The sequence below is a fragment of the Achromobacter marplatensis genome (genome assembly GCF_049060505.1).
Taxonomy (GTDB): Bacteria; Pseudomonadota; Gammaproteobacteria; order Burkholderiales; family Burkholderiaceae_B; genus Achromobacter; species Achromobacter marplatensis_A.
The window spans coordinates 772,247-796,377 of the sequence record NZ_JBMGRB010000001.1; the positions used below are offsets into that span (position 1 = coordinate 772,247).

Annotated in this window: 22 protein-coding genes; 19 read left to right on the top strand and 3 right to left on the bottom strand. The window is 63.5% G+C overall.

The genetic code is table 11. The features are described 5' to 3' along the window. The 7 genes from ACI0FO_RS03415 (at position 1) to cysM (ending at position 5,815) form a co-directional block, all read left to right on the top strand. The gene (locus ACI0FO_RS03415; RefSeq protein WP_049072346.1) at positions 1-360 is read left to right on the top strand and encodes an integration host factor subunit beta; all 360 of its coding nucleotides are present in this window, start codon (positions 1-3) and stop codon (positions 358-360) included. Between the two features lie 180 nt (positions 361-540). Then, a complete protein-coding gene (locus ACI0FO_RS03420) occupies positions 541-855 on the top strand; it encodes a LapA family protein (protein ID WP_006225143.1) in 315 nt (104 codons plus the stop codon). Positions 856-915: 60 nt separating this feature from the next. Beyond that, entirely contained in the window at positions 916-2,133 is a 1,218-nt protein-coding gene (gene lapB / locus ACI0FO_RS03425) for a lipopolysaccharide assembly protein LapB (RefSeq protein WP_416024125.1), read from the top strand. Further along, positions 2,130-3,071, top strand: coding sequence for a D-glycero-beta-D-manno-heptose-7-phosphate kinase (rfaE1, locus tag ACI0FO_RS03430; protein WP_416024126.1), 942 nt, complete (start codon positions 2,130-2,132; stop codon positions 3,069-3,071). The genes lapB and rfaE1 overlap by 4 nt, the downstream gene beginning before the upstream one ends. Beyond that, entirely contained in the window at positions 3,068-4,057 is a 990-nt protein-coding gene (gene rfaD, locus ACI0FO_RS03435; RefSeq protein WP_416024128.1) for an ADP-glyceromanno-heptose 6-epimerase, read from the top strand. The genes rfaE1 and rfaD overlap by 4 nt, the downstream gene beginning before the upstream one ends. Positions 4,058-4,253: 196 nt before the next feature. After that, positions 4,254-4,808 (top strand): ComEA family DNA-binding protein, encoded by a 555-nt coding sequence (locus ACI0FO_RS03440; RefSeq protein ID WP_416024130.1) that lies wholly within the window; start codon positions 4,254-4,256, stop codon positions 4,806-4,808. A gap of 98 nt (positions 4,809-4,906) precedes the next feature. Then, a complete protein-coding gene (cysM, locus tag ACI0FO_RS03445; protein ID WP_416024132.1) occupies positions 4,907-5,815 on the top strand; it encodes a cysteine synthase CysM in 909 nt (302 codons plus the stop codon). A 130-nt stretch (positions 5,816-5,945) separates the two neighbouring features. Here cysM and ACI0FO_RS03450 read toward each other — a convergent pair whose 3' ends face one another. Next, positions 5,946-6,926, bottom strand: coding sequence for a Bug family tripartite tricarboxylate transporter substrate binding protein (locus tag ACI0FO_RS03450; protein WP_416024134.1), 981 nt, complete (start codon positions 6,924-6,926; stop codon positions 5,946-5,948). Beyond that, complete coding sequence (locus ACI0FO_RS03455) at positions 6,923-7,699, bottom strand: IclR family transcriptional regulator (protein ID WP_416024135.1); 777 nt, start codon at positions 7,697-7,699, stop codon at positions 6,923-6,925. The genes ACI0FO_RS03450 and ACI0FO_RS03455 overlap by 4 nt, the downstream gene beginning before the upstream one ends. A gap of 66 nt (positions 7,700-7,765) precedes the next feature. Here ACI0FO_RS03455 and ACI0FO_RS03460 point away from each other — a divergent pair, with 66 nt between their 5' ends. Next, positions 7,766-8,815 carry a cyclase family protein gene (locus ACI0FO_RS03460; RefSeq protein ID WP_416024137.1) on the top strand — a complete coding sequence of 350 codons (1,050 nt, stop codon included), beginning with the start codon at positions 7,766-7,768 and terminating at the stop codon, positions 8,813-8,815. Positions 8,816-8,922: 107 nt separating this feature from the next. Here the strand turns inward: ACI0FO_RS03460 and mltB are convergent, their stop codons facing one another. Further along, on the bottom strand, positions 8,923-10,077 hold the full coding sequence (mltB, locus tag ACI0FO_RS03465) for a lytic murein transglycosylase B (protein WP_416024138.1): 1,155 nt from the start codon (positions 10,075-10,077) through the stop codon (positions 8,923-8,925). A 10-nt stretch (positions 10,078-10,087) separates the two neighbouring features. On the opposite strand from mltB, the gene ACI0FO_RS03470 reads away from it, so the two are divergent. The 11 genes from ACI0FO_RS03470 (at position 10,088) to cysW (ending at position 24,109) form a co-directional block, all read left to right on the top strand. Beyond that, positions 10,088-11,011: a histone deacetylase family protein gene (locus ACI0FO_RS03470; RefSeq protein ID WP_416024139.1), complete on the top strand. Its 924-nt coding sequence runs from the start codon at positions 10,088-10,090 to the stop codon at positions 11,009-11,011. Positions 11,012-11,082: 71 nt separating this feature from the next. Continuing rightward, a complete protein-coding gene (locus tag ACI0FO_RS03475) occupies positions 11,083-11,832 on the top strand; it encodes an electron transfer flavoprotein subunit beta/FixA family protein (RefSeq protein ID WP_013392406.1) in 750 nt (249 codons plus the stop codon). A gap of 2 nt (positions 11,833-11,834) precedes the next feature. Further along, complete coding sequence (locus ACI0FO_RS03480) at positions 11,835-12,764, top strand: electron transfer flavoprotein subunit alpha/FixB family protein (RefSeq protein WP_416024141.1); 930 nt, start codon at positions 11,835-11,837, stop codon at positions 12,762-12,764. Positions 12,765-12,956: 192 nt separating this feature from the next. Next, positions 12,957-14,648 (top strand): aspartate-alanine antiporter, encoded by a 1,692-nt coding sequence (gene aspT, locus ACI0FO_RS03485; RefSeq protein WP_416024142.1) that lies wholly within the window; start codon positions 12,957-12,959, stop codon positions 14,646-14,648. Between the two features lie 113 nt (positions 14,649-14,761). Next, positions 14,762-16,582 (top strand): bifunctional aspartate transaminase/aspartate 4-decarboxylase, encoded by a 1,821-nt coding sequence (locus tag ACI0FO_RS03490; RefSeq protein ID WP_416024143.1) that lies wholly within the window; start codon positions 14,762-14,764, stop codon positions 16,580-16,582. A gap of 25 nt (positions 16,583-16,607) precedes the next feature. Next, positions 16,608-18,308 (top strand): aspartate-alanine antiporter, encoded by a 1,701-nt coding sequence (gene aspT, locus ACI0FO_RS03495; protein WP_416024144.1) that lies wholly within the window; start codon positions 16,608-16,610, stop codon positions 18,306-18,308. 133 nt (positions 18,309-18,441) lie between these two features. Then, positions 18,442-20,268 (top strand): acyl-CoA dehydrogenase, encoded by a 1,827-nt coding sequence (locus ACI0FO_RS03500; protein WP_416024145.1) that lies wholly within the window; start codon positions 18,442-18,444, stop codon positions 20,266-20,268. 144 nt (positions 20,269-20,412) lie between these two features. Next, complete coding sequence (locus ACI0FO_RS03505) at positions 20,413-21,054, top strand: peroxiredoxin (protein ID WP_105554951.1); 642 nt, start codon at positions 20,413-20,415, stop codon at positions 21,052-21,054. 212 nt (positions 21,055-21,266) lie between these two features. Further along, positions 21,267-22,295 carry a sulfate ABC transporter substrate-binding protein gene (locus ACI0FO_RS03510; protein ID WP_416024146.1) on the top strand — a complete coding sequence of 343 codons (1,029 nt, stop codon included), beginning with the start codon at positions 21,267-21,269 and terminating at the stop codon, positions 22,293-22,295. A gap of 24 nt (positions 22,296-22,319) precedes the next feature. Then, positions 22,320-23,210, top strand: coding sequence for a sulfate ABC transporter permease subunit CysT (gene cysT / locus ACI0FO_RS03515; RefSeq protein WP_416024147.1), 891 nt, complete (start codon positions 22,320-22,322; stop codon positions 23,208-23,210). After that, positions 23,207-24,109, top strand: a complete 903-nt coding sequence (gene cysW, locus ACI0FO_RS03520) for a sulfate ABC transporter permease subunit CysW (protein ID WP_416024148.1) — start codon at positions 23,207-23,209, stop codon at positions 24,107-24,109. Before cysT ends, cysW begins: the two co-directional genes overlap by 4 nt. Positions 24,110-24,131 lie beyond the last annotated feature (22 nt).

A 24,131-nucleotide genomic window follows, 5' to 3' on the forward strand; every position in this document is an offset into this window, starting at 1 on the left:
GTGACCAAGTCGGAGCTGATCGCCGCCTTGGCGGCCCGCTATCCTCAGCTGGCCGCCCGCGACACCGATTACGCGGTCAAGACCGTGCTGGATGCAATGACCCAGGCCCTGGCCTCGGGTCAGCGCATCGAGATCCGCGGTTTTGGCAGCTTCTCGTTGTCGCAGCGGTCTCCCCGAATCGGTCGCAATCCGAAATCCGGCGAACAAGTGCTGGTGCCTGGTAAACAGGTGCCGCACTTCAAGGCGGGCAAGGAGCTGCGCGAGCGGGTAGACCTGGTCGGCGGCAATGACGAGGACGCTCAATCCTCTGGATCGAGTGAACCGATGCCGTCCATGGCAAGCTTGCACGCCATGCATTGACGGCTCGGCGTAAAGGCTGCCTACGGGCAGATCGGACCGAGAACAGGCCCCTTGAGAAATCAAGGGGCTTTGTTTTTTCCGACCGCAATGCGCCGGTCGGGCGCCGCGCGGGATTTTTTTTCTTGCTGCTTTGCGGCGTCGCTTACAATTGACAGTCTTGAATTCTCTGGAGCATGCGTCATGCGCTATCTCGTCTGGGCCCTGCGATTGCTCGTGTTTATTGCGGTATTGATGTTCGCCTTGAAGAACACCGATCCGGTCGCCGTGAAGTTCTACGCCGACTACGTCGTGCAAGATGTGCCGTTGATCGTCGTGATGCTGGTTGTATTCGTTGCCGGTGCGTTGTTCGGCCTGTTGCTGACCGTGCCCGCCGCCATGCGCCGCCGCCGCGAAGCCATGCGCTTGCGCCGCGAACTGGACCGCGTCCAGGCCGCCGTCAATGGCACCACCCCTGTCGTGCCGCCGGAAGCCGTGGCGCCGATGTCGCCGCTGTGACGGCGCGCCGTCCGTCGCACGTTCCCCTTTTCGCACTGAATTACCGCAAGAGCCCGAATAGTGGATTTTGAACCTTGGTGGTTGATTTTCGTGCCGGTACTGTTTGCGCTAGGCTGGCTGGCCGCGCGCTTCGATATCCGGCAGATGCTTCGGGAAACCCGCAGCCTGCCCGACTCGTATTTTCGGGGGCTGAACTTCCTGCTGAACGAACAGCCGGACCGCGCGATCGACGCGTTCGTCGAAGTCGCCAAACTGGACCCCGAAACGACCGAGCTCCACTTCGCGCTGGGCAGCCTTTTTCGCCGCCGCGGCGAAATGGAGCGCGCCATCCGCGTGCATCAAAGTCTGCTGAGCCGGTCCGACCTGCCGGCCGCCGAGCGCGAACACGCGCAGCACGAGCTGGCGCAGGACTTCCTCAAGGCGGGCATGCTGGACCGCGCCGAAAGCGGATTCGAACAGCTGAAAGACACCCGCTATGCGCTGCCGGCGCTGCGTTCGCTGATTCGCATCTTTGAATCCGAACACGATTGGCCGCGTGCTATCGAAGCCGTCAAGACGCTGCAAGGCCTGGTTGACGAGCCGGTGCCGCAGATCGTGCATTACTACTGCGAGCAGGCGCAAACGGCCCTGACCGCCAAGCCTGCCGACGTGGATGCCGCGCACAAGGCGCTTGACGCCGCCGATCACGCCCTTTCGATGACCGACGCGTCGCTGAGCAAGGGCGCGATGGTGCGCACGGCCATGCTGCGCGCCCGCCTGGCCCTGATGGAACAGGATCCCAAGCGCGAACGGCTGTATCTGGAGTCGGTCATGACCGACGCGCCGGAGTACGCTGGCTTGGTGGCCGAACAGTTGCTGGCGAATTATCGCGCGGCCGGTCAGGTCGAAGCTGGGCTGGAATTCCTGCAAAAGCAATATCAGCGCCACGCGTCGCTGGACCTGTTCAATGTGGTGTTCCGCGAACTGCGCGTCCAGCAGGGCTCGGCCGTCGCCTGGACGTTCGCGCGTGGCGCGTTGCGCAGCCATCCGTCCCTGTTGGGCCTGGATCGCCTGCTGGAAGCCGAATTGGCCAGCCCGGAAACCGGCGTCACCGAACAGGGGCCGGTGCCCGGCGCCGACCTGACGCTGCTGCGCAGCCTTATCCACAAGCATACGCAACGGCTGGACCGCTATGCGTGCCGCAGTTGCGGTTTTCAAGCGCGTCGCTTTTACTGGCAATGTCCCGGCTGCAATGCCTGGGAAACCTATGCGCCGCGCCGTTTGGAAGAACTTGAATGAAGCCTTTCCCCGCCGAAGCTATTTCGCGTAGCCGCGTTCTTGTGGTTGGCGACGTGATGCTGGACCGTTATTGGTTCGGTGAAGTCGAACGTATTTCACCGGAAGCGCCGGTGCCGGTAGTGCGCGTCGCGCGCCGCGAAGACCGCTTGGGCGGTGCCGCCAACGTGGCCCGCAACGTCGCGGCGCTGGGCGGCCAGGTGACGCTGGTCGGCGTGCTGGGCGAAGACGAGGCGGGCGACAGCATCCGCCGCCTGTCGGCCGAGGCCGGCATTCATGCCGACTTGATCGCTGACCCGTCGCTGCACACCACGCTGAAAATGCGGGTGCTGGGCCGCCAGCAGCAACTGCTGCGCGTGGATTTCGAACAGCACCCGGAGCAGGCCGCGCTGGACCGCGTGGACGCCGCGTTGGCCCGCCATCTGGCCAACCACGACATCGTGGTGCTGTCGGACTATGCCAAAGGCGTGCTGACCCGCGTAGAGTCGCTATTGGGCATGGCGCGCCATGCCGGCATACCGGTGCTGGTGGATCCCAAAGGCGACGACTATGCACGCTATCGTGGCGCAACGCTGGTCACGCCGAACCGCGCGGAAATGCAGCAGGCCGTGGGCCGCTGGAATTCCGAAGCCGAACTGACCGATCGGGCGCAACGCTTGCGTGCCGACCTGGACCTGGAAGCCTTGCTTGTGACGCGTTCCGAGCAGGGTATGACGTTGTTTACCGACACGGGACGAGACCATATCGATGCGCAAGCGCACGAAGTGTTCGACGTGTCCGGCGCGGGCGACACCGTGCTGGCGACGTTGGCGGTTTCGCGCGCCATCGGCTTGCCGTGGGCCGAGGCGATGGGCTGGGCCAACAAGGCCGGCGGCATCGCCGTGGGCAAGCTTGGCACGTCCGTCGTCACCGCAGCCGAATTGGCAGGAGAACCCTCATGATCGTCGTAACCGGAGCCGCAGGCTTCATTGGCAGCAACCTGGTGCGCGGGCTGAACCGCCGCGGCATCCAGGACATCATCGCGGTGGATGATCTGACCGAAGGCGACAAGTTCGTCAACCTGGTCGATTGCCAGATCGCCGATTACCTGGACAAGGACGATTTCCGCCGCCGGGTGGCCGACGGCAGCCTGCCCGAGGTGCGCGCCGTGCTGCATCAGGGCGCGTGCTCGGACACGACCGAGCGCAACGGCCGCTACATGATGGACAACAACTACCGCGTCACGCTGGAGTTGTTTGAGTTCTGCCAGGCGCGGCGCATTCCGTTCCTGTATGCCTCGTCGGCGGCCGTGTACGGCGGCTCTTCCATCTACGTCGAGCATCCCGATAACGAAGGCCCCTTGAATGTCTACGGGTATTCCAAGCTGCTGTTCGACCAGGTGTTGCGCAAGCGCATGGACAGCCTGACGGCCCAGGTCGTGGGGCTGCGCTATTTCAACGTCTATGGGCCGCACGAGCAGCACAAGGGGCGTATGGCCTCGGTGGCGTTCCACAACATGAACCAGTTCCTGGAGCATGGCCATGTGCGCCTGTTCGCGGGCTGGGACGGCTATGTGGACGGCGGGCAAAGCCGCGACTTCATCTCGGTTGAAGACGTGGTGGCAGTCAACCTGCACTTCCTGGATCACCCGGAACAGTCGGGCATTTTCAATTGCGGTACAGGGCGAGCCCAGCCGTTCAACGACGTGGCGGCGGCGGTGGTGAATACCCTGCGCGCCGAGCGCGGCGAAGCGGAGCTGACGCTGGCTCAGTTGGTGGAACTGGATCTTATCCGCTATATCCCGTTCCCCGATGACCTCAAAGGCCGCTACCAGAGCTACACGCAGGCGGATGTGACGCAGCTGCGCGCGGCCGGTTTCTCCGCGCCGATGCGCGACGTGCAGACCGGCGTGGCGGAATACGTGCGCTATTGGCGCGCGCGCGGCTAAGAACGGGCATTGCGCGGCGCGCGGGTGCGCCGTATCCCATCCCCCATTGAAAAACCACCGTCCCGGTGGTTTTTTTTGTTCTCCGTATTTGCCGGGGTGGATCTTTCCGTTCACCGAGCCCCCAGGCCCGGGGCGGGGTCGCCATGATTCAAGGGTGGCGCGACAGTCGTTGCGTCCGTCCCATCAGGAGACCCATATGAATCCACTGTATCCGTCCACGCCCGCGGCGAATGGCGCCTGCCCGGCACGGCGCCTGCCTTGCCGGCCATTGCGGTCCGCGTTTCCTCGTCGCGTCCCGCGCGGGCTGCGCCGGACGTTGGGCGCGCTGCTGGTGACGATTGGGCTTGGCGTGGCCGCCGCGCCCGCCCACGCGCTGGATGTCAACCAAGCCAGTGCGCAACAACTTGAAGGCATTCGGGGCATCGGCCCTCGCACCGCCGAGATCATCGTGGGCGAACGGGACCGCGGCGGCAAGTTCGATTCGTTTGAAGACTTGGCGGAGCGCGTGCGGGGCATCGGGCTGAAAAAGGCGCAGGCGCTGGAGTCGGCCGGCTTGCAGATTGGACCCGGCGGCCCGGACGGGGCGGCAGCGCCATCCGCCAAGCCGGGAGCCAAGCCGTTGGCGGTGCCAGCCAATAGAGCAGGCGCTGCATCGGCTGCCGCGACGGCCGCCGCTTCCGGCGCTAAACCGGCAGCCAAGCCCGCATCCGGCGCGGCCGCCTTGAAGGCGAAGGCGGCGCCCCGGCCCTGAACGGCCGTAGTCTGGCGGGGAACCCCTGGCGGAGGAACCCCTGGCGGGAGCGCGGCTTTTGGCCGCGTCCGCCGCCGGGCGGAGTTATTATCGTCCGCATGACTACTACCTACCCCACTATCGAGCAGACCGTCGGCAATACGCCGCTGGTGCGTTTGCAGCGCATTCCCGGTGCTGCGGGCGACGCGCGTGGCAACGTCATCCTGGCCAAGCTGGAAGGCAATAATCCCGCTGGTTCCGTGAAGGACCGTCCGGCCTTGGCGATGATCAAGCATGCGGAAGCGCGCGGCGACATCAAACCGGGCGATACCCTGATTGAAGCCACCAGCGGCAATACCGGCATCGCGCTGGCCATGGCCGCCGCGATGAAGGGCTACCGCATGATCCTGATCATGCCGGACAACCTGTCGGTGGAGCGCCGGGCGGCCATGGCCGCCTATGGCGCCGAATTGATCCTGACGCCCGCCGACAAGGGCGGCATGGAATACGCCCGCGACCTCGCCACCGAGATGCAGGCGGATGGCAGAGGCGTGGTGCTGGACCAGTTCGCCAACCCCGACAACCCCCGCGCGCACGTCGAAACCACGGGTCCCGAACTCTGGGACCAGACCGATGGCCGCATCACGCACTTCGTCAGCGCGATGGGCACGACGGGCACCATCATGGGCGTGTCGACGTATCTCAAGTCGCGCAACCCGGCCGTGCAGGTGGTGGGTGCGCAGCCAGCCGAAGGCTCGCAGATTCCCGGCATCCGGAAGTGGCCCGAAGCCTATCTGCCGAAGATCTTTGACCGCAGCCGCGTGGACGCTTACGAGTCCATCGAGCAGTCGGAAGCCGAAGTCATGGCGCGCCGCCTGGCGGCGGAAGAGGGCATCTTTGGCGGCATTTCGTCCGCCGGCGCCCTGGTTGCCGCCTTGCGCGTGGCCGAGCGCGTCAACGACGCCACCATCGTTTTCATCGTGTGCGACCGCGGCGACCGCTACTTGTCCACTGGCGTGTTTAACTGATATCTGGTTTTTTCGGCGTCTGACGGGCTGCCGAAGCAAACAGCCCGGCCCAGGAAAGGCTATTCCTGGGCCGGGCTGTTTCTATTGCGGGACTGCCATGCGGCCGCAAGCGGCGCGTGGTGGCCCGGCGTTATTCAGGCTGAATATTGGCGTCTTTCATGACCTTGATCCAGCGTACGCTTTCCGCAAGATTGAAGGCTTCGGCTTCCTGGTAGCCCATCGTGCTGGGCAGCGTACCCTGCGCTTTCAAGGCTTCGACGACCTTCGATGATTTCGATGCCTCGACCATGGCCTTGTTGAGTTTGGCGATGATGGGCTCGGGCGTATCCTTGGGCACCCACATGCCGTACCACGTAACGATATCGAAGTCAGGCAGCACGGTTTCGGCGATGGTGGGCACGTTGGGAAGATCGGCCAGCCGCGTTTTGGTGGTGACGGCGAGCGGGACGACCTTGCCGCTCTGGATCAGCGGAAGCGCAGGCGCCAGCGGGGCGTACATCAGATCGACATGGCCGCCTGCGACATCGGTCAGGGCCGGGCTGCTGCCGCGGTATCCAACGTGCGAGATGGAGACCTTGGTGGACGTATTGATCAGTTCTCCGGCCAGGTGCGGCAGCGTGGCGACCCCAGGGGAGGCGAAGGTCAGTGTGCCCGGCTGCGCGCGGGCTTGCTGGATCAGGTCGGCAAAGGTCTTGAACTTGGAGGTAGGCGGGACGACGGCCACCATCGGCACCGTGCCCAACACGCCTACCATCCTGAAGTCCTTGATCGGGTCAAAACTCAGGTTCTTGAACTGGGCGGGGTAGATGCCCTGAACGGACGGATTCATCAACAGCGTGTAGCCGTCGGCCGGGGCCCGGGCGACCTGTGCCGCGCCGATCGTGCCACTGGCGCCCGCGCGGGTTTCAATGACTAGCGGCTGGCCCAGGATTTCCCCCATCTGCACGGCGACCACACGGCCCACCACATCGGTCGGACCGCCCGCCGCCCACGGCATGATGACGCGTATCGGTTTGTCCGGATAGGCGCCTTGCGCTTGCGCGCCGGCCAGTGGGAGCCCGGCGGCGGTAATCATCGTGCAAGCGGCGGCAAGAAAGCTGCGTTTGTTCATCTACTGTCTTCTCCAACAAAGGTGAGGTTGGCGGAGGGCAGGGCCGCATGTAGCAGCGCCTTGACCTCTTCCAGTTGTTTTCCAGTGGTGGCTTCGTTTTTGAGCATGCGGCCCAGGGGGCCGGCCACCACAATGGCAAAGGGTTGTTCATAGGCCCGGAACCCGAGCGATACGGACATCACGTCTTCGACGTTCTCGCCGACCGAACGCTGCCAGCCCCGCTCGACCCCTGCTTGCAGGTCGCGATCAAAGGCATCGCGGGCGGTGATAGTGCTGTCCGTGAACGCGGTGAATCCGCTATAGGCGTTGAACCATTTTTGGCGTTCTTCCGGCGGCAGTACGGACAACAGCGCCTTGCCCGAACTGGTGGCGTGGACCGCTTTGAATCCGCCGGGCTGGTGGGAGAAGCGGATCGTCTGCTTGGATTCAGCCACGATCAGGTAGACGACCTTGTCGTCCGCCAGCTTGGCCAGCAGGGCGGTTTCCCCAGTCAGGTCGCGGACGCGTTCCAGCACGGGTTCGATGACCGCATTCAAGGGGTCGCTGCGGCAAATCAGCGTGGCGACGTGGATCAGCTTTTGGGTCGGGTAATAACCGTGCTTCTTGCCGATTTCATAGAGATAGCCGCGGGCCACCATGGTCTTGAGCAAGCCATGGCAGCTGGACAGCGGGATCTGCATCTGGGTGGCGATTTCGCTGTACAGCAATGGCTTCTGCTCCTCGGCAAAGAGGTTCAGTACATCCAGAACTCGGGCAGCTGTTTTCACATCCATGATGTTAGTATCCTATACGTGATAAATTTATGTCAATCCGCTTTCAACGCCAAGGAGTTGCGACGCATGAGATGGAAGAACCGTCCCGAAGGATCGAACTGGGGAGACTTCGGGCCTGACGATCAGCGAGGTTGCCTGAATTACATCACTCCCGAGAACGTGATGATGGGCATAGGCGAAGTTCGCATGGGCCTGAGTTTCTGCCTGTCGCTGCCGCTGGACTATCCCGGCGGCAATGGCGTGAATGTCAGGCGTCTTCCGCCCAAGCTGCGTCCAACGGAACGAGACGGTGACCAGTACATGAATTTCCCGCTGGGGCGCCTGCGTCCGGGCTGTGTAGACGTGCTGAGCGACGATATCGTTGAAATGAGCCTGCAGTATTCGACGCAGTGGGATTCCCTGGCGCACGTAGGCGCGTTGTTCGATGCGAATGGCGATGGCCTGCCTGAACGCGTCTACTACAACGGCTACCGGCCCAACGATCACGTGGTCGGCCCGGTGGACTACGACGTAGACAACGGTTTTGCCAAGACCGATCTGGGGCAGGGCGTGGCGTCAAACGCCAAGAAGCTGGACATCACGCAGTTGGCTGAATCCTGCTTGCAAAGCCGCGGGGTGATGGTCGACTTGGCCAAGCATTACGGCCGGGCGCAGAAATCCGTCGGCTATGACGATCTGATGCGTATTCTGGAAAGCGACCGGATCGAGATCGAGCGGGGCGATATCGTCCTGTTCCACACCGAGTTCGGCGACGCCTTGCTTGAGAAGAACCGCCAGCCGGATGCGCATACGCTGCACGAGATCTGCGCGGGCCTGGATGGCAGCGATGAGAAGCTGCTGCAATGGATTTCGGATTCGAAAGTGGCGGCGATGGCATCCGACAATCATGCGCTGGAGATCTACCCCACGCAAAAGCCCAACCTCTGCTGTGCCGCGTTGCCGCTGCATCATCATTGCATCTTCAAGCTGGGCATGCCGATTGGCGAGATGTGGTATTTAGGCCCGCTTGCGCGCTGGTTGAACGCCAATGGCCGCAGCCGCTTTTTGCTGACAGCGCCGCCTCTGAATCTGCCGGGCGCGGTGGGCTCGCCCGTCACGCCGGTGGCCACCGTGTGAGGCCGTTGGCCAACATCAGCGGGGCTTGAGGCGTTCGGTGGTGTTCATAAACAAGCGGCGCCCGGACGTCAGTCACGTCCGGGCGCCGCTTGGTTATGACAAGAAGATCAGCGGTTCACGCGGGCTTCGATCTCGTTGGCAAGATCCGCGACGGACGTGGCGTAGAAGTAGCTGCGGTTGTACTTGGTCAGGGCGAAGAAATTGGGCGTGCCGACGCGGTACTGGGCGGTGCCCCGGGCTTCTTCCACCAGATCGACCACGCCCAGGGGCTGGCTGCCCCAGCCGGTGGCGGACGCGCCGGGCTGCAGGCGCGCCCCGGCGGCGCTTAGCGTGCTCCAGCTTTGCTTGGGTTCCAGGCCGCCATCAACAAGCGCCGTCGGATCGGCCGGCAGCACCACCGGCGCGAATACGGGCAGGCCGCGTTGCCAGCCGTGCTGCGCCAGGAAGCTGCCCACGGACATGATGGCGTCCTGGGTGTTGTTGGTCAGGTCGATGTGGCCGTTGTCGTCGCCGTCCACCGCGTAATGCATGACGCTGGTGGGCATGAATTGCGGCATGCCGATGGCGCCCGCATACGAGCCGCGCGTTTCCAGGTCAAGCTTGTCTTTCATGACCAGCGTCAGGAAATCCGCCAACTGGCCTCGGAACATCGTGGCGCGTTCGGGCTTGTTGGGGTCGGGATAATCGAAGGCCAGCGTCGCCAGTGCATCCAGAACCCGGAAATTGCCCATGTTGCGGCCATACAGCGTTTCGACGCCGATAATCGACGCGATGATGGGCGCCGGCACCCCGAAGCGCTGCGCGGCCTGATTAAGCAGATCGCGGTTCTCGTTGTAGAAGTCCACGCCCCAACCAATGCGCTTGGGTTCGACAAAGCGCGACCGATACGTCAGCCAACTGCGCCAGATCTTCTTGCCGGGAGGCGCGGGCGCGATCAGGCGCGACACGGTGGCGTTGTAGCGCGACCCTTCCAGTGCTTTGACCATCGGATTCAGCGGCAGTTGGCGTTCCGCGGCCAGTGCTTCCACAAAACTGCGCACTTCCGGACGCAGCGCGCCAGTGGCGGTCAGCGTGGCGGGCGCATCGTCGGGAAGTTCGGAACCCGGTGTCGGCGTACTGGGTCCGATGCGGATCGGGGTATTGCCGGTAGCGGCCGCAGGTTGGGCGGCAAGTGTGTTTGGAGCGGTGGGAGCGGTGGTGGAGCAGCCCGCAAGCAGGGCGGAAAGTACTCCGAGTTGCAGTAATCGCCGACAGATGAACATAATCTTCCTTATGGAGACCATGTATCTTACCCACCCGGCATGCCGCTTGCATGAAATGGGCAGTTGGCATCCCGAAAGCCCGCAGAGGCTGGACGCCATTTCCGACCAGTTGCTGGCAAGCGGATTGATGTCTTATCTGGATGACAGGCAAGCGCCTCAAGCCTCGCGCCATGACCTGTTGCGGGTCCACACTGTCCAGTACCTGGACAGTTTGCGCGAACACACGCCGGACCAAGGGTATTACCCGATAGATCCCGACACGCTGATGAATCCCCACACCTACGAGGCCGCGCTGTATGCGGCTGGCGCGGGCGTGGCGGCGGTGGATGCGGTGATGGGCGGCGAGGCCCGCACGGCCTTCTGCGCCGTGCGTCCGCCGGGGCACCATGCCTGCCGTTCGCAAGCGATGGGATTCTGCTTTCTGAACAACGTGGCGATCGCGGCGCGCCATGCGCTGGATTTCCACGGGTTGTCCCGCGTAGCCATCGTGGACTTCGACGTGCATCACGGCAATGGCACCGAAGACGTGTTCGCGGGCGATGAACGCGTGCTGATGTGCAGCTTTTTCCAGCACCCTTTCTTTCCGAACAGCGGCACGGAACACCCGGCCGCCAACATGTTGAACGTGCCGGTGGCCGCGTACACGACGGGCGCCGCGGTCAAGGCGATCGTGACGGACACGTGGTTGCCCCGGCTGGAGGCGCATCGTCCGGAACTGATCCTGGTGTCGGCCGGGTTCGACGCGCACCGGGAAGACGATATGGGCCAGATGGGACTGGTCGAGGCGGACTACGCCTGGATGACCGAGCGGCTTGTGGACGTGGCGGAACGCCACTGCCAGGGACGGATCGTCAGCACGCTTGAGGGCGGTTACAACTTGTCGGCCTTGGGCCGCAGCGTGGTTGCGCATATACGAGCGCTGGCGAAGCTGTAGAATCAGGAAAAAATTGTGCAATGCGATCCCGGCGCATCGCCGGGTCATTATTTCCATTTGGAGGCAGCGGGATGAAGGTGTTGGTACCTGTCAAGCGCGTCGTTGACTACAACGTCAAGGTGCGAGTCAAGTCGGATCAGACTGGCGTGGATATCGCCAATGTGAAGATGTCCATGAACCCCTTTGACGAAATCGCCGTCGAAGAAGCGACCCGCCTGAAGGAAAAGGGTGCCGTCGCTGAAGTCGTGGCGGTTTCTTGCGGCGTTGCGCAATGCCAGGAGACGCTGCGCACCGCCATGGCCATTGGCGCCGACCGCGGCGTGCTGGTCCAGACCGACGCCGAGCTGCAGCCCCTGGCCGTCGCCAAGCTGCTGAAGGCGCTGGTCGACAAGGAACAGCCGCAACTGGTGATCCTGGGCAAGCAAGCCATCGACGACGACGCCAACCAGACCGGCCAGATGTTGGCTGCGCTGCTGGACTGGCCGCAAGCCACGTTCGCCAGCAAGGTCGAACTGGCCGACGGCAAGGTTACGGTCACGCGCGAAGTGGACGGCGGCCTGGAAACGCTGACGCTGAAGCTGCCGGCCATCGTCACCACCGACTTGCGCCTGAACGAGCCGCGCTACGTCACGCTGCCGAACATCATGAAGGCCAAGAAAAAGCAGTTGGACACCGTCACGCCCGAAGAATTGGGCGTTGATGCCGCGCCGCGCCTGAAGACGCTGAAAGTCAGCGAACCGCCCGCCCGCAAGGCTGGCATCAAGGTGGCGGACGTTGCAGCCCTGGTGGACAAACTCAAGAACGAAGCGAAGGTGGTCTGAACATGACGACGCTGGTTATTGCCGAACACGATAACGCCCAGTTGAAGGGCGCAACCCTGAACGCCGTCGCCGCCGCCGCCAAGATCGGAGGCGACGTGCACGTGCTGGTCGCTGGCGCCAATGCGCGCGCCGTGGCCGACCAAGCCGCCGCCGCCGCAGGCGTGGCCAAGGTCTTGCTGGCCGACGCGCCGCAACTGGCCGACGGTCTGGCGGAAAACGTCGCGGCGCAGGTCCTGGCCGTGGCTTCCAACTACAGCCATATCCTGTTCCCCGCTACCGCCTCGGGCAAGAACGTGGCGCCGCGCGTCGCCGCCAAGCTCGACGTGGCGCAGATATCGGACATCATCGGCGTGGAATCCGCCGATACGTTCCAGCGCCCGATCTACGCGGGCAACGCCATTGCCACCGTGCAATCGGCCGACGCCGTGAAGGTCATCACCGTGCGCACGACGGGCTTTGATGCCGTGGCGGCGCAAGGTGGCTCGGCCGCCGTGGAAGCCATCGACGCCGTGGCCGATTCGGGCCTGTCGACGTTCGTGGGCCGCGAAGTCGCCAAGAGCGATCGCCCCGAACTGGCTGGCGCTCGCGTGGTGGTGTCGGGCGGCCGTGGGTTGGGCAGCGCCGAGAACTTCAAGATCCTGGATCCGCTGGCCGACAAGCTGGGCGCGGCATTGGGTGCGTCGCGTGCCGCCGTCGATGCCGGTTATGCCCCGAACGACTGGCAGGTTGGCCAGACGGGCAAGATTGTTGCGCCGCAGCTTTACGTGGCGGTTGGTATCTCGGGCGCCATCCAGCACTTGGCCGGCATGAAGGATTCCAAGGTTATCGTCGCTATCAATAAAGACGCCGAAGCGCCTATTTTTGGCGTGGCGGATTATGGCCTGGTGGGCGATTTGTTCCAGGTCGTGCCTGAATTGACCAGCGCGCTGTAAACCAGCCGGTCATGCAGTATCAAAAGCCGCAGGCATCCGCCTGCGGTTTTTTTTATCCCGGATAGTCTGCATCCCTTTGTCAGCATCCTAGTATTTCTTTTGATTTTCTGAAAGATTCTGATAATGTGTTCCGCGCGCAGCAGGATTGTTTGCGCACGTGCTCGACCCTGTACAGAACGAAGGAGATTCGGGATGGAATGGTTCTTTGACACATTGCGGAAGTACCCAGAATTAGCGGTCTTCCTGACCCTGGGGTTGGGTTATTGGATCGGCGCCAAGAAAATCTTCGGTTTTAATTTAGGCGCGGTAACGGGTACTTTGCTGGTGGGCGTGCTGGTCGGCCAACTCGACATCACCATTGCCCCAATTCTCAAGCAGGTGTTCTTCCTGCTCTTTCTCTTCGGTCTAGGCTACGGCGTCGGACCACAATTCTTCCGCGGCATGAAAAGCGATGGCCTTCCTCAGGTCATATTCGCCGTCGTCATTTGCGTAATCTGCCTGCTGGTTACTTGGGCGACCGCAGTGGGCTTCGGCTTTGATGCCGGCACCGGCGCAGGCCTTCTGTCGGGCGCGCAGACGATTTCGGCGGTGATGGGCGTGGCCACGGACACGATCAATGGCCTGAGCGTGGATGCGGCGACCAAGAAGCAATGGATCGACAGCATCCCGGTCGCCTATGCCGTCTGCTACATCTTCGGCACGGTGGGCAGCGCGTGGCTGCTGGCCTCGCTGGGCCCGAAGCTGATGGGCGTGGACATCGTCAAAGAGTGCAAGGAATACGAAGCCAAGATGTCCGGGGCGTCGGATTCCATGGAATTGTCCGGCTACCGCAAGTTCACGGCCCGCGCCTATCGCCTGGACCATACCGAGCATGTCGGCAAGACAGTCGGCGACCTGGAATCGAAGTTCGTCGAAGCCCGCGTCTTCATCGAGCGCATCCGCCGCGGCGACCAGATACTGGACAACGAATCGACCACCGTGCTGGAAGCGGGCGACGTGTTGTGCGTGACTGGCAGGCACGATGCGCTGGTGTTGCAGGCGTCCGGCATTATCGGCACCGAAGTCGAAGATCGCGATCTGCTCAGCCTGCCCGCCGAGATCGTCGAAGTGGTGCTGACGAATAAGAACGTGGCTGGCAAGACGCTTAAGGAACTGGCCGAAAACGAGACCGTGCGCCAATTGGGCCGTGGCGTGTTCTTGCGCAAAGTCGTGCGTGGCGGCCACGAGATGCCTGTCAATTGGGGCCTGAAGCTGGATCGGGGCGACCGTCTTTTCGTGCTGGGCGCCAAGCGCGACGTCGAACGGGTGGTGGACAAGCTGGGTTACGTCGACCGCGCCACCAATCAGACCGACATGGTGTTCGTGGGCTTCGGCATCTTGCTGGGCGGGTTGTTTGGCACCCTGGTGCTGACGGTCAGCGGGATTCCCATTACGCTGTCGACTTCGGGCGGGGCGCTGATCTCCGGCCTGATCTTCGGCTATCTGCGATCGGTGCATCCCACGTTCGGCCGCGTGCCGGAGCCTGTGCACTGGTTCCTGACATCCGTCGGGCTGACCGCCTTCGTCGCGGTGGTGGGCATCACGTCGGGGCCAGGCTTCGTGCAGGGGTTCCAGCAGCTTGGGGCCAAACTGTTCGTGGCCGGCATCATCGCAACCAGCGTGCCGATGATCCTGGGCGTGTATATCGCCCGCTACGTATTCAAGTTCCATCCTGCCATCGTGCTGGGCGTCTGCGCAGGCGCCCGCACCACGACGGCCGCGATCGGCCAAATCACCGAAACGGCGAAAAGCCAGGTGCCCGCCCTGGGCTACACGGTGCCTTATGCGATTGGCAATACCCTGCTCATCATCTGGGGGATTGTCATTGTCTTGCTCATGACCTAGTGGGACGCCCCGCAAGCCGCATGGCTTGCGGGCAGCACATCGGGGCAACGGGCGTGCCCGCCCGCGCCACCCCGGCAAGCGCTTGTCAAAACGCAAATCAGGAGTACTGAATAATGGCTTCCACCACGCCCCTTACCGTCAGCCTGGCCTCGGCCCTGAAAACGACGCGATCGCGCCAGCGCGATCTGGAACAGCTGTCGCCCTTCGAATTGAAGGATTATCTGATCACGCTGGCTAAGGAAAACCAGCAGACCGCCGCGCTGACCATGTTGAACGCCGGCCGGGGCAACCCCAACTGGATTGCCACTGAACCGCGCGACGCCTTCTTCCTGTTGGGCCAATTCGCCATGAAGGAAGCGCGCCGCGTGCGCGACGACGCCATTCTGGCGGGCATGCCGGCCAAGAAGGGCTGCGCCGACCGCCTGCGCAAATTCCTGTCCAAGCACAAGGGCGAGGAAGGCTACGACTTCCTGGTCGGCGTGCTTGAGTACGGTGTGAAGATCAAGAGTTTCGATCCCGATGAGTGGATCCACGAATTGACCGACAGCATCATCGGCGACAACTATCCCGTGCCGCCGCGCGCGCTGGTCCACATCGAACAGATCGTGCACGACTACCTGATCAAGGAAATGTGCGACGGCCGGCCGCCCAAGGGCAAGTTCGATTTGTTCCCGGTCGAGGGTGGCACGGCCGCCATGTGCTACATCTTTGACTCGCTGATGCAGAACGGCCTGCTCAAGCAGGGCGATACCATTGCGTTGTTCCTGCCGACCTTCACGCCTTATATCGAGATCGCGCACCTGGAGCGCTTCCAGTTCAAGATCGTCGCCATCAACGCCAGCAGCTTGCGCGCCGACGGCACGCATGACTGGCACTATCCGGCGTCCGAAATCGCCAAGCTGGAGAACCCGAAGATCAAGCTGGCGGTTACGGTGAACCCCAGTAATCCGCCCTCCGTCGCGTTCAGCCCGGTCGAGATGAAGCAGATCGTGCGTTTGATCCGCAAGAATCCGGACCTGGTGCTGGTGACCGATGACGTCTACGGCACCTTCGTGCCGAATTTCCGGTCGCTAATGGCCGAGGTGCCGCACAACACCATCTGCGTGTATTCCTTCTCGAAGAACTTCGGTTGCACGGGCTGGCGCCTGGGCGTGATCGCCACGCATGAGAAGAATACGATGGACCGCCGCATCGCCGAACTGCCGGCATCGTGGAAGCAGCGCCTGAACAAGCGCTACGGGGCGATGACGATGGAGCCCGAAAAGCTGAAGTTCATCGACCGCATGGTGGCCGACAGCCGCAATGTGGCGCTGAACCACACGGCGGGCTTGTCCTTGCCGCAGCAAGTGCAGATGGGCTTCTTTGCGTTGTCGCACCTGTTGGACCTGAAAGACGCCTACAAGCATCTGACCATGGAGATCGTGCGGGGGCGGCGCGATTCGCTCTGGAGCGGGCTGGGTATTCCGCTGCCGCCGGAAGATCCGATGCGCGGTTGGTACTACGTGGAACTGGACTTCATGGTCTGGGCCAAGATCATGTATGGCGACGCCTTCTGCAAGTACATGACCAGTAACTACGAGCCGGTGGACTTCCTGTTCCGCCTGGCCGAGAAGTCCGGCGTCGTGCTGATGGACGGCGGCGGATTCGGCGGGCCGCCGTGGTCTATCCGCATTTCGCTGGCCAACCTGGACGACGGCGATTACGCCAAGATCGGCAAGTACATGGTCGAGTGCGCGACCGAATACGTCGAAGCGTGGAAGGCGTCCGAGCTGGTGCGCTCCGGTCCGATGGCTGGCAAGGGCCAAACGGTGAAGGCTGGCGCGGCCAAGCGCGTGGCCAAGACGGCCGCGAAGAAGGGGGCCAAGACGGCGGTCAAGAAGGCAGTGAAACAAGCGGACTCGGCCGCCAAGTCGGCCAAGAAGTCTACGAAGTAGGCAAACCACAGGGCGACATGACCTTATGACATGCTCAGTCGGGTTTTTCAACAGCGTCCCCATCGCGGTCTTGTTCGTCACGGTGGGCTTGGGATACCTGATCGGCAAACTCAAGGTCGGGCCGATCCAGCTGGGCGGGGTGTGCGGAACGCTCATCGTCGCCCTGCTGATCGGCCAGACAGGTTGCCAGATGCGCGGCGACCTGAAAGAGGTTGCGTTCGCCCTGTTCATTTTTGCCATGGGCTACTCCGGTGGCCCGCAGTTCTTCGCCAACCTCAACCGGTCCAGCCTGCGCTATATCGTGCTGCCGATCATCGAGGCTCTGCTGGTGTTGACCATCGTGCTGGCGGCCGTGCCGTTGTTCGGCCTGGACGCGGGCACGGCGGCTGGCCTGGCGGCGGGAGCGGCCACGGAATCAGCGGTGGTGGGCACGGCAGCCGAGGCGCTTAAGCACCTGGGTCTGCCGGACGCCGAGGTGCAGCGCATGGAGGCCAACATCGCCACGGCCTACACGCTGACCTATCTGGTGGGACTGATCAGCATCGTCTTCTTCACCAGCCAGGTCGCGCCAGCGCTGTTGCGCATCAATCTGCGCGAGGCGTCCAAGGCTTTGGAAGAGAAGCTGGGCGTGGCATCGGGCGATGAGGAAGACGTCAATCTGCCCACGTTGCCGCGGCTGGTGGGGCGTGCCCATGTGGTGAAGGACGCCGACGGCATGAACGTGGCCGACGTCGAGGCGCAATTGGGTGGGCGCACGGTGATCAGCCGCATCCTGCGCAATGGTGAGGCGGTCGACGCCACGCCGGAAGACACCCTGGCCACGGGCGACATCGTCGTGGTGCTGGGCCTGCGCCGCTTCGCGTTGCGCGCCGGTTCAGTGGTTGGCCCTGAAATCCAGTTGCCCGAAGCGCACGCGGAGGACCTGCAACTGAGCGAGCTGGCCATCATCGTCAGCAAGAAAGCGATCAACGGGCACACCTTGGCCGAATTGGGCAAACGGCCCGGCGCCCGGCGCGCGCGCGGCGTGTTCGTTCAATCCATCGTGCGGTCCGGCCATGTGCTGCCCCTGACGCCGGCCACCGTCGTCCAGTACGGCGATCTGGTGACCTTGGTGGGCACCGAACCAGAGCTGTCACAAGCCGGCGCCGCATTGGGCAACGAATTGCGCCGCAGCGGCGTGACCGATCTGGTGTTTCTGGCGTTCGGCATCCTGGTCGGCCTGATGATCGGCGCCCTGAGCGCGCGCTTGTGGGGCATTCCGGTGTCCTTGGGCAGCGGGGGCGGCGCGCTGGTCAGCGGCCTGGTCTGCGGCTGGATCAACGCCAAGCGGCCCGCCATCGGCCATATGCCTGAACACGCGGTGCAATTGCTGAAAGACCTGGGCCTGGCGGTGTTCGTGGCGTGCGTGGGCTTGTCCGCGGGGCCCGAGGCGATATCGCTGATCCGCGAACACGGCGCCGTGCTTCCCCTGATCGGGCTGCTGGTGTCGTTGGGACCCGCCTGCCTGTCGCTGTGGGTGGGCCACAAGATCCTGAAGATAGAGGGGCCGTTGCTGGTGGGCGCCATCGCCGGGCAGCACGTCAGCACGCCCGCGATCAGCGCCATTCTGGGGTCCAGCGGCAGCTCCGTGCCGCTATTGGGTTACACCGTGACCTACGCCATCGCCAATGTGCTGCTGCCGGTGCTGGGGCCGATCATTGTGTCATTGGCGTACCATCTGAGTTAGCGCCCGTCCGGCTATCCGCCGGATGACGCGGCGCTTGACGCATCCCGACGCGCGCAACCAGACGCGCGTATCAAGAAACGCATCCGACCCCGAGGCGCTCCGCGCCTTGGGGTCCGTTGCACACGGAGACACCATGCCTTACGTAACCCCGCTGCAGGACTTCCGATTCGCCCTGAAAGAACTGGCCGGACTGGACGATATCCTGAAACTGCCCGAATTCGGCGACGTCACCTCCGACCTGGTGGACGCCATCCTCGAAGAGAACGGACGCTTCGTCGAGCAGGCGGTGGCCCCTTTGAACGTGCCGGGCGACACGCAACCGCCGGTCTGGAAGGATGGGCGGGTGACGACCACGCCGGGCTACGCCCAGGGGTTCAAAGACTATGCGGCGGGGGGCTGGCAGGGCTTGCAGCATCCGCAGGCATGGGGCGGGCAGGGCCTGCCCAAACTGGTCGCGGCGGCGCCCGGAGAGAACATCCAGGCGGCCAGCCTGGCGTTCTCTTTATGTCCGATGCTGACCGACGGCGTGATCGAAGCGGTGCTGACCGTGGGGTCGGAGGCGCAGCGCAAGCAATACGTCCCCAACCTGATCAGCGGCAAGTGGACCGGCACCATGAACCTGACCGAGCCGCAGGCCGGTTCGGACCTGGCCCAAGTTGCGACGCGCGCCGTCCGCCAGGACGACGGCAGCTTCCGCCTGTCGGGCCAGAAGATTTTCATTACCTATGGCGAACACGACCTGGCCGAGAACATCATTCATCTGGTCCTGGCCCGCACCCCGGACGCGCCAGCGGGGGTGAAAGGAATTTCGCTGTTCATCGTGCCCAAGTTCCTGATCGAGGACGACGGCGGCCTGGGCAAGCGTAATGACGTCTGGTGCGCCTCGCTAGAGCACAAATTGGGCATCCACGGCAGCCCCACGGCGGTGCTGCTGTACGGCGCCGGCAAAGGCGAAGTGGGCGAGGGCGCCGTGGGCTATCTGGTCGGCGAATTGAACCGCGGCCTGGAATACATGTTCATCATGATGAACGCCGCGCGCTATGCCGTGGGGCAGCAGGGCATCGGCGTGTCCGAACGCGCCTACCAGCATGCGCTGGCCTATGCGCGCGAACGCGTGCAGGGACGCGCGGTGGAAGGGTCGGCAGGGCCGGTGGCGATTGTGCGGCATCCCGATGTGCAGCGCATGCTGCTCACCATGAAATCGCTGACAGAGGCCGCCCGCGCCGTGTCCTACGTGACGGCGGCGGCGCACGACAAGGGCACGCACCATCCTGATCCTGAACAGCGTTCGCGCAACCGCGCGTTCTACGAATACATGGTGCCCATCGTCAAGGGCTTCTCGACTGAAACCGCGGTAGAGGTCGCGTCACTGGGCATCCAGGTGCATGGCGGCATGGGTTTCATCGAGGAAACCGGGGCGGCGCAGTTCTACCGCGACGCCCGCATCTTGCCGATCTATGAAGGCACCACCGCGATCCAGGCCAACGATCTGGTCAGCCGCAAGACGCAGCGCGACGGCGGCGCTACCGCCTATGCCGCTATCGCGGCCATGCGCGAAACGCTGCGCGCCGTGGAAGCGGAGTCCACGCGCGCCGCCGCAGCGGAACGCGATGCGCTGCGGCTGCTGCGCGACAATCTGGACGGTGCCATCCAGGCCTACGAGGCGGGTGTGGGTTTCATCCTGGAGCAGTCGGCCGCCAACATCCGGGCGGTCTACTCCAGCAGCGTTCCGTATCTGATGCTGGCCGGCGTGGTGCATGGCGGCTGGCAGATGGCGCGCGCGGTGCTGGTGTGCCGCAAGCATCTGGCTGCGGGGTCCACGGACCCGTTCCACAAATCGAAAATCGCGACCGGATTGTTCTACGCCGCGCACATCCTGCCACGCGCGTTGTCGCTGTCCGCGGCGGTGCGCGCCGGGGTGGTCGCGGAGGCGTGCGGGGCCGCTGCAGATATTGCATAAGGTTATATGGCTTGCGTATTTCCCCAGCCAAAGGTTTGATGGAAGAATCGTTTTACCCGCGGTAATCTCCGCATGGAACGACCTTCCCGGTGGCAGCGGTCACGCGCCGCCGGTCCCCCACTGAATCCGCATACAGGAGACACCATGAGTCATCTACGTCTGGGCGATACCGCCCCTGATTTCGAACAGGAATCCTCGGCTGGCCCTATCCGCTTCCACGAGTATCTGGGCAACAGCTGGGGGGTGCTCTTTTCGCATCCGGCCGACTTCACGCCCGTGTGCACGACCGAACTCGGCTACACCGCCAAGCTGGCGGACGAATTCGCCAAGCGCAACGTGAAGGTGCTGGCATTGTCGGTGGACGGCGCCGATTCCCACTCCAAGTGGATCGAGGACATCAACGACACGCAATCGACCAAGGTCAACTTCCCGATCCTGGCCGACAAGGACCGCAAGGTTTCCGAGCTGTACGACATGATCCACCCGAACGCCAACGCCACGCTGACGGTGCGTTCGGTGTTCATCGTCGATCCCAACAAAAAGGTGCGCCTGATCATCACGTATCCGGCCAGCACCGGCCGCAACTTCAATGAGATTCTGCGCGTTATTGACTCGCTGCAGTTGACCGACAGCCACAGCGTGGCCACCCCGGTCAACTGGGAAGACGGCGACGATGTGATCATCGTGCCGTCCTTGCAAGACGAGGCCGTGATCAAGCAGAAATTCCCGAAGGGCTACAAGGCCGTGCGTCCGTACCTGCGCATTACGCCTCAGCCGAATAAGTAAATTCGAATTCCGGGGGGTAGCCTCCGCATTCCGCAGGCGTTCTGCCGCCGCCCGAACCGCCGCCTTTCCATAGGGAAACGCGGCGGTTTTTCATTGTTGGGACACGGATCCTATATGTCTGGGAGCGATGAGCAATCAAAAAATGATTCGTTCCGTTCAGAATGCACAGCCAGCACACTTGCTTCCAGATTGCCAAATACAGGGAGCAAGGGATGTCTTTCGGGAAAGCCGGTTGGTTGGCCGCTTTGGCGGCGGTGACAGTTTCGCTGGCGGCGGTGGCGCCGGCGCAGGCTCAGCAAAAGCAGACGCTGCTGAACGTCTCGTATGACCCGACGCGCGAGCTGTACCGCGCCATCGATGACGCCTTCATCAAGCAATACAAGGACAAAGCCAACGTCGACCTGACGATCCGCCAATCGCACGGCGGATCCGGCCGCCAGGCGCGCTCGGTCATCGACGGCCTGGAAGCCGACGTAGTGACCCTGGCGCTGGCGTATGACATCGACGCCATCGCCGATCGCGGCCTGCTGCCCGCGAACTGGCAGAGCCGCCTGCCGCAAAACAGCTCGCCCTATACGTCCACCATCGTCTTCCTGGTGCGCAAGGGCAACCCCAAGGCCATCAAGGACTGGGACGACCTGGTGAAGGACGGCGTCCAAGTCATTACCCCGAACCCGAAGACGTCGGGCGGCGCGCGCTGGAACTACCTGGCCGCCTGGGCCTATGCGCTGGAAAAAAACGGCGGCAGTGAAGAGAAGGCTCGCGCGTTCGTCGGCGATCTGCTCAAGCACGTGCCGGTGCTGGACACGGGCGCCCGCGGCGCCACCACCACCTTCGTCGAGCGTGGCGTTGGCGATGTGCTGCTGGCCTGGGAGAACGAAGCGTTCCTGGCGCTTGAAGAACTGGGGCCGGACAAGTTCGACATCGTGGTGCCGTCGCTGTCCATCCTGGCCGAGCCGCCGATCGCGATCGTGGACAAGATCGTGGACAAGAAGGGAACCCGCGCCGCGGCGCAGGCCTACCTGGAATTTCTGTACACCCCCGCCGCGCAAGAGATCATCGCGAAGAACTACTACCGCCCCATCGACAAGGCGGTGGCCGCCAAGTACGAAAACAAGTTTCCCAAGGTCAAGCTCGTCACCATCGACGACAAAATATTCGGCGGCTGGCGCAAGGCGCAGAAGGACCACTTCAGCGACGGCGGCACGTTCGATCAGATCTACCTGCCGCAGAAGAAATAAACGGACAACGATCGGACGATGGCCATGACCACTGCCTCGAACCCGGCGGCAAACGGCGCACAAGCGCCTTTTGCCGTTCGGCGCAACAGCCCGGGCGTGCTGCCCGGATTCGGCATTTCCATGGGATACGCGGTGCTGTACCTGAGCGTACTCGTGTTGATCCCCCTTGCCGCGCTGCCTCTGAAAAGCGCCGAGCTGGGGTGGCAGGGCTTCTGGGACACGGTGACGGCGCCTCGGGTGCTGGCGTCGTATCAGCTGACCTTCGGCGCGTCATTCCTTGCCGCGCTGGTGAACCTGGTGTTCGGCACCGTGGTGGCGTGGGTGCTGGTGCGGTACCGCTTCCCCGGCAAGAAGATCCTGGACGCGCTGGTCGACCTGCCGTTCGCCCTGCCGACGGCGGTGGCCGGCATTGCGCTGACCGCGCTGTATTCCGAAAAGGGCTGGCTGGGCGCGCCGTTGTCCAAATGGTTCGACTTGAAAGTGGCGTTCACGCCGCTGGGCATCGTGATCGCGCTTATCTTCATTGGCGTGCCGTTCGTGGTGCGCACCGTGCAGCCTGTGCTGGAAGACGTCGAGCGCGAGATCGAAGAGGCCGCCGCCAGTTTGGGCGCCAGCCGCTGGCAAACCATCCGCCGCGTGCTGCTGCCGACTCTCCTGCCTGCCCTGATGACCGGCTTCGCCTTGGCGTTCGCCCGCGCGGTGGGCGAATACGGATCGGTGGTTTTCATCGCGGGCAACATGCCCATGGTGTCCGAGATCACGCCGCTGCTGATCATTTCCAAACTCGAGCAGTTCGACTACGCCGGCGCCGCGGCCATCGCGACGGTGATGCTCGTGCTGTCGTTCGCGTTGCTGTTCATTATCAATCTGCTGCAAGGCTGGCAGGCCCGCCGCAACCAGGGGAGGCTCGCATGAGCGCATCGGACCGTCCGCCGCATCTGACCGAACCGCGCTGGGTGCGCGGCGTGTTGCTGTTTATCGCGCTGGCATTCCTGACGCTGTTTCTGCTGGTGCCGCTGGCGGCGGTGTTCGCCGAGGCGTTCAAGAAAGGCTGGGAGTTGTACCTGGCGGCCATCGTCGAACCCGATGCGCTGTCGGCCATCTGGCTGACCTTGCTGGTGGCGGCGATCGCGCTGCCGGTGAACCTGGTGTTCGGGGTAGCCGCTGCCTGGGCCATCACGAAGTTCCAGTTCCGGGGCAAGCAGTTCCTGATCACGTTGATCGATCTGCCGTTTTCGGTGTCGCCTGTCGTGGCCGGCCTGGTGTTCATCCTGCTGTTTGGCACGCAGGGCTGGCTGGGCGGCTGGCTACAAGACCACGACGTCAAGATCGTATACGCCGTGCCCGGCATCATCCTGGCCACGCTCTTCGTGACCTTTCCGTTCGTGGCGCGCGAACTGATCCCGCTGATGCAGGCGCAAGGCAGCGAGGAAGAGCAGGCCGCGCTGACGCTTGGCGCCAATGGCTGGCAGATCTTCTGGCGTGTCACGCTGCCCAACATCAAGTGGGGCCTGCTGTACGGCGCCATCCTGTGCAACGCGCGGGCCATGGGCGAATTCGGGGCGGTGTCGGTGGTGTCCGGGCAGATACGGGGCCTGACCAACACGATGACCCTGCATGTAGAAATTCTCTACAACGAATACCAGTATTCCGCGGCATTCGCGGTGGCCTCGCTGCTGGCGCTGCTGGCGCTGGTGACGCTGGTGGCCAAGAACGTGGTCGAGTGGCGCAACGCGCGCTTCCTGCGCGCGGCCGAGCTGCCCGCCGAGTACCCCGGTCCGGCGGCGGCAACCCTCAAACCGGCCGTCGCCTGACGCGGCCGGTTCAGACGGAGAC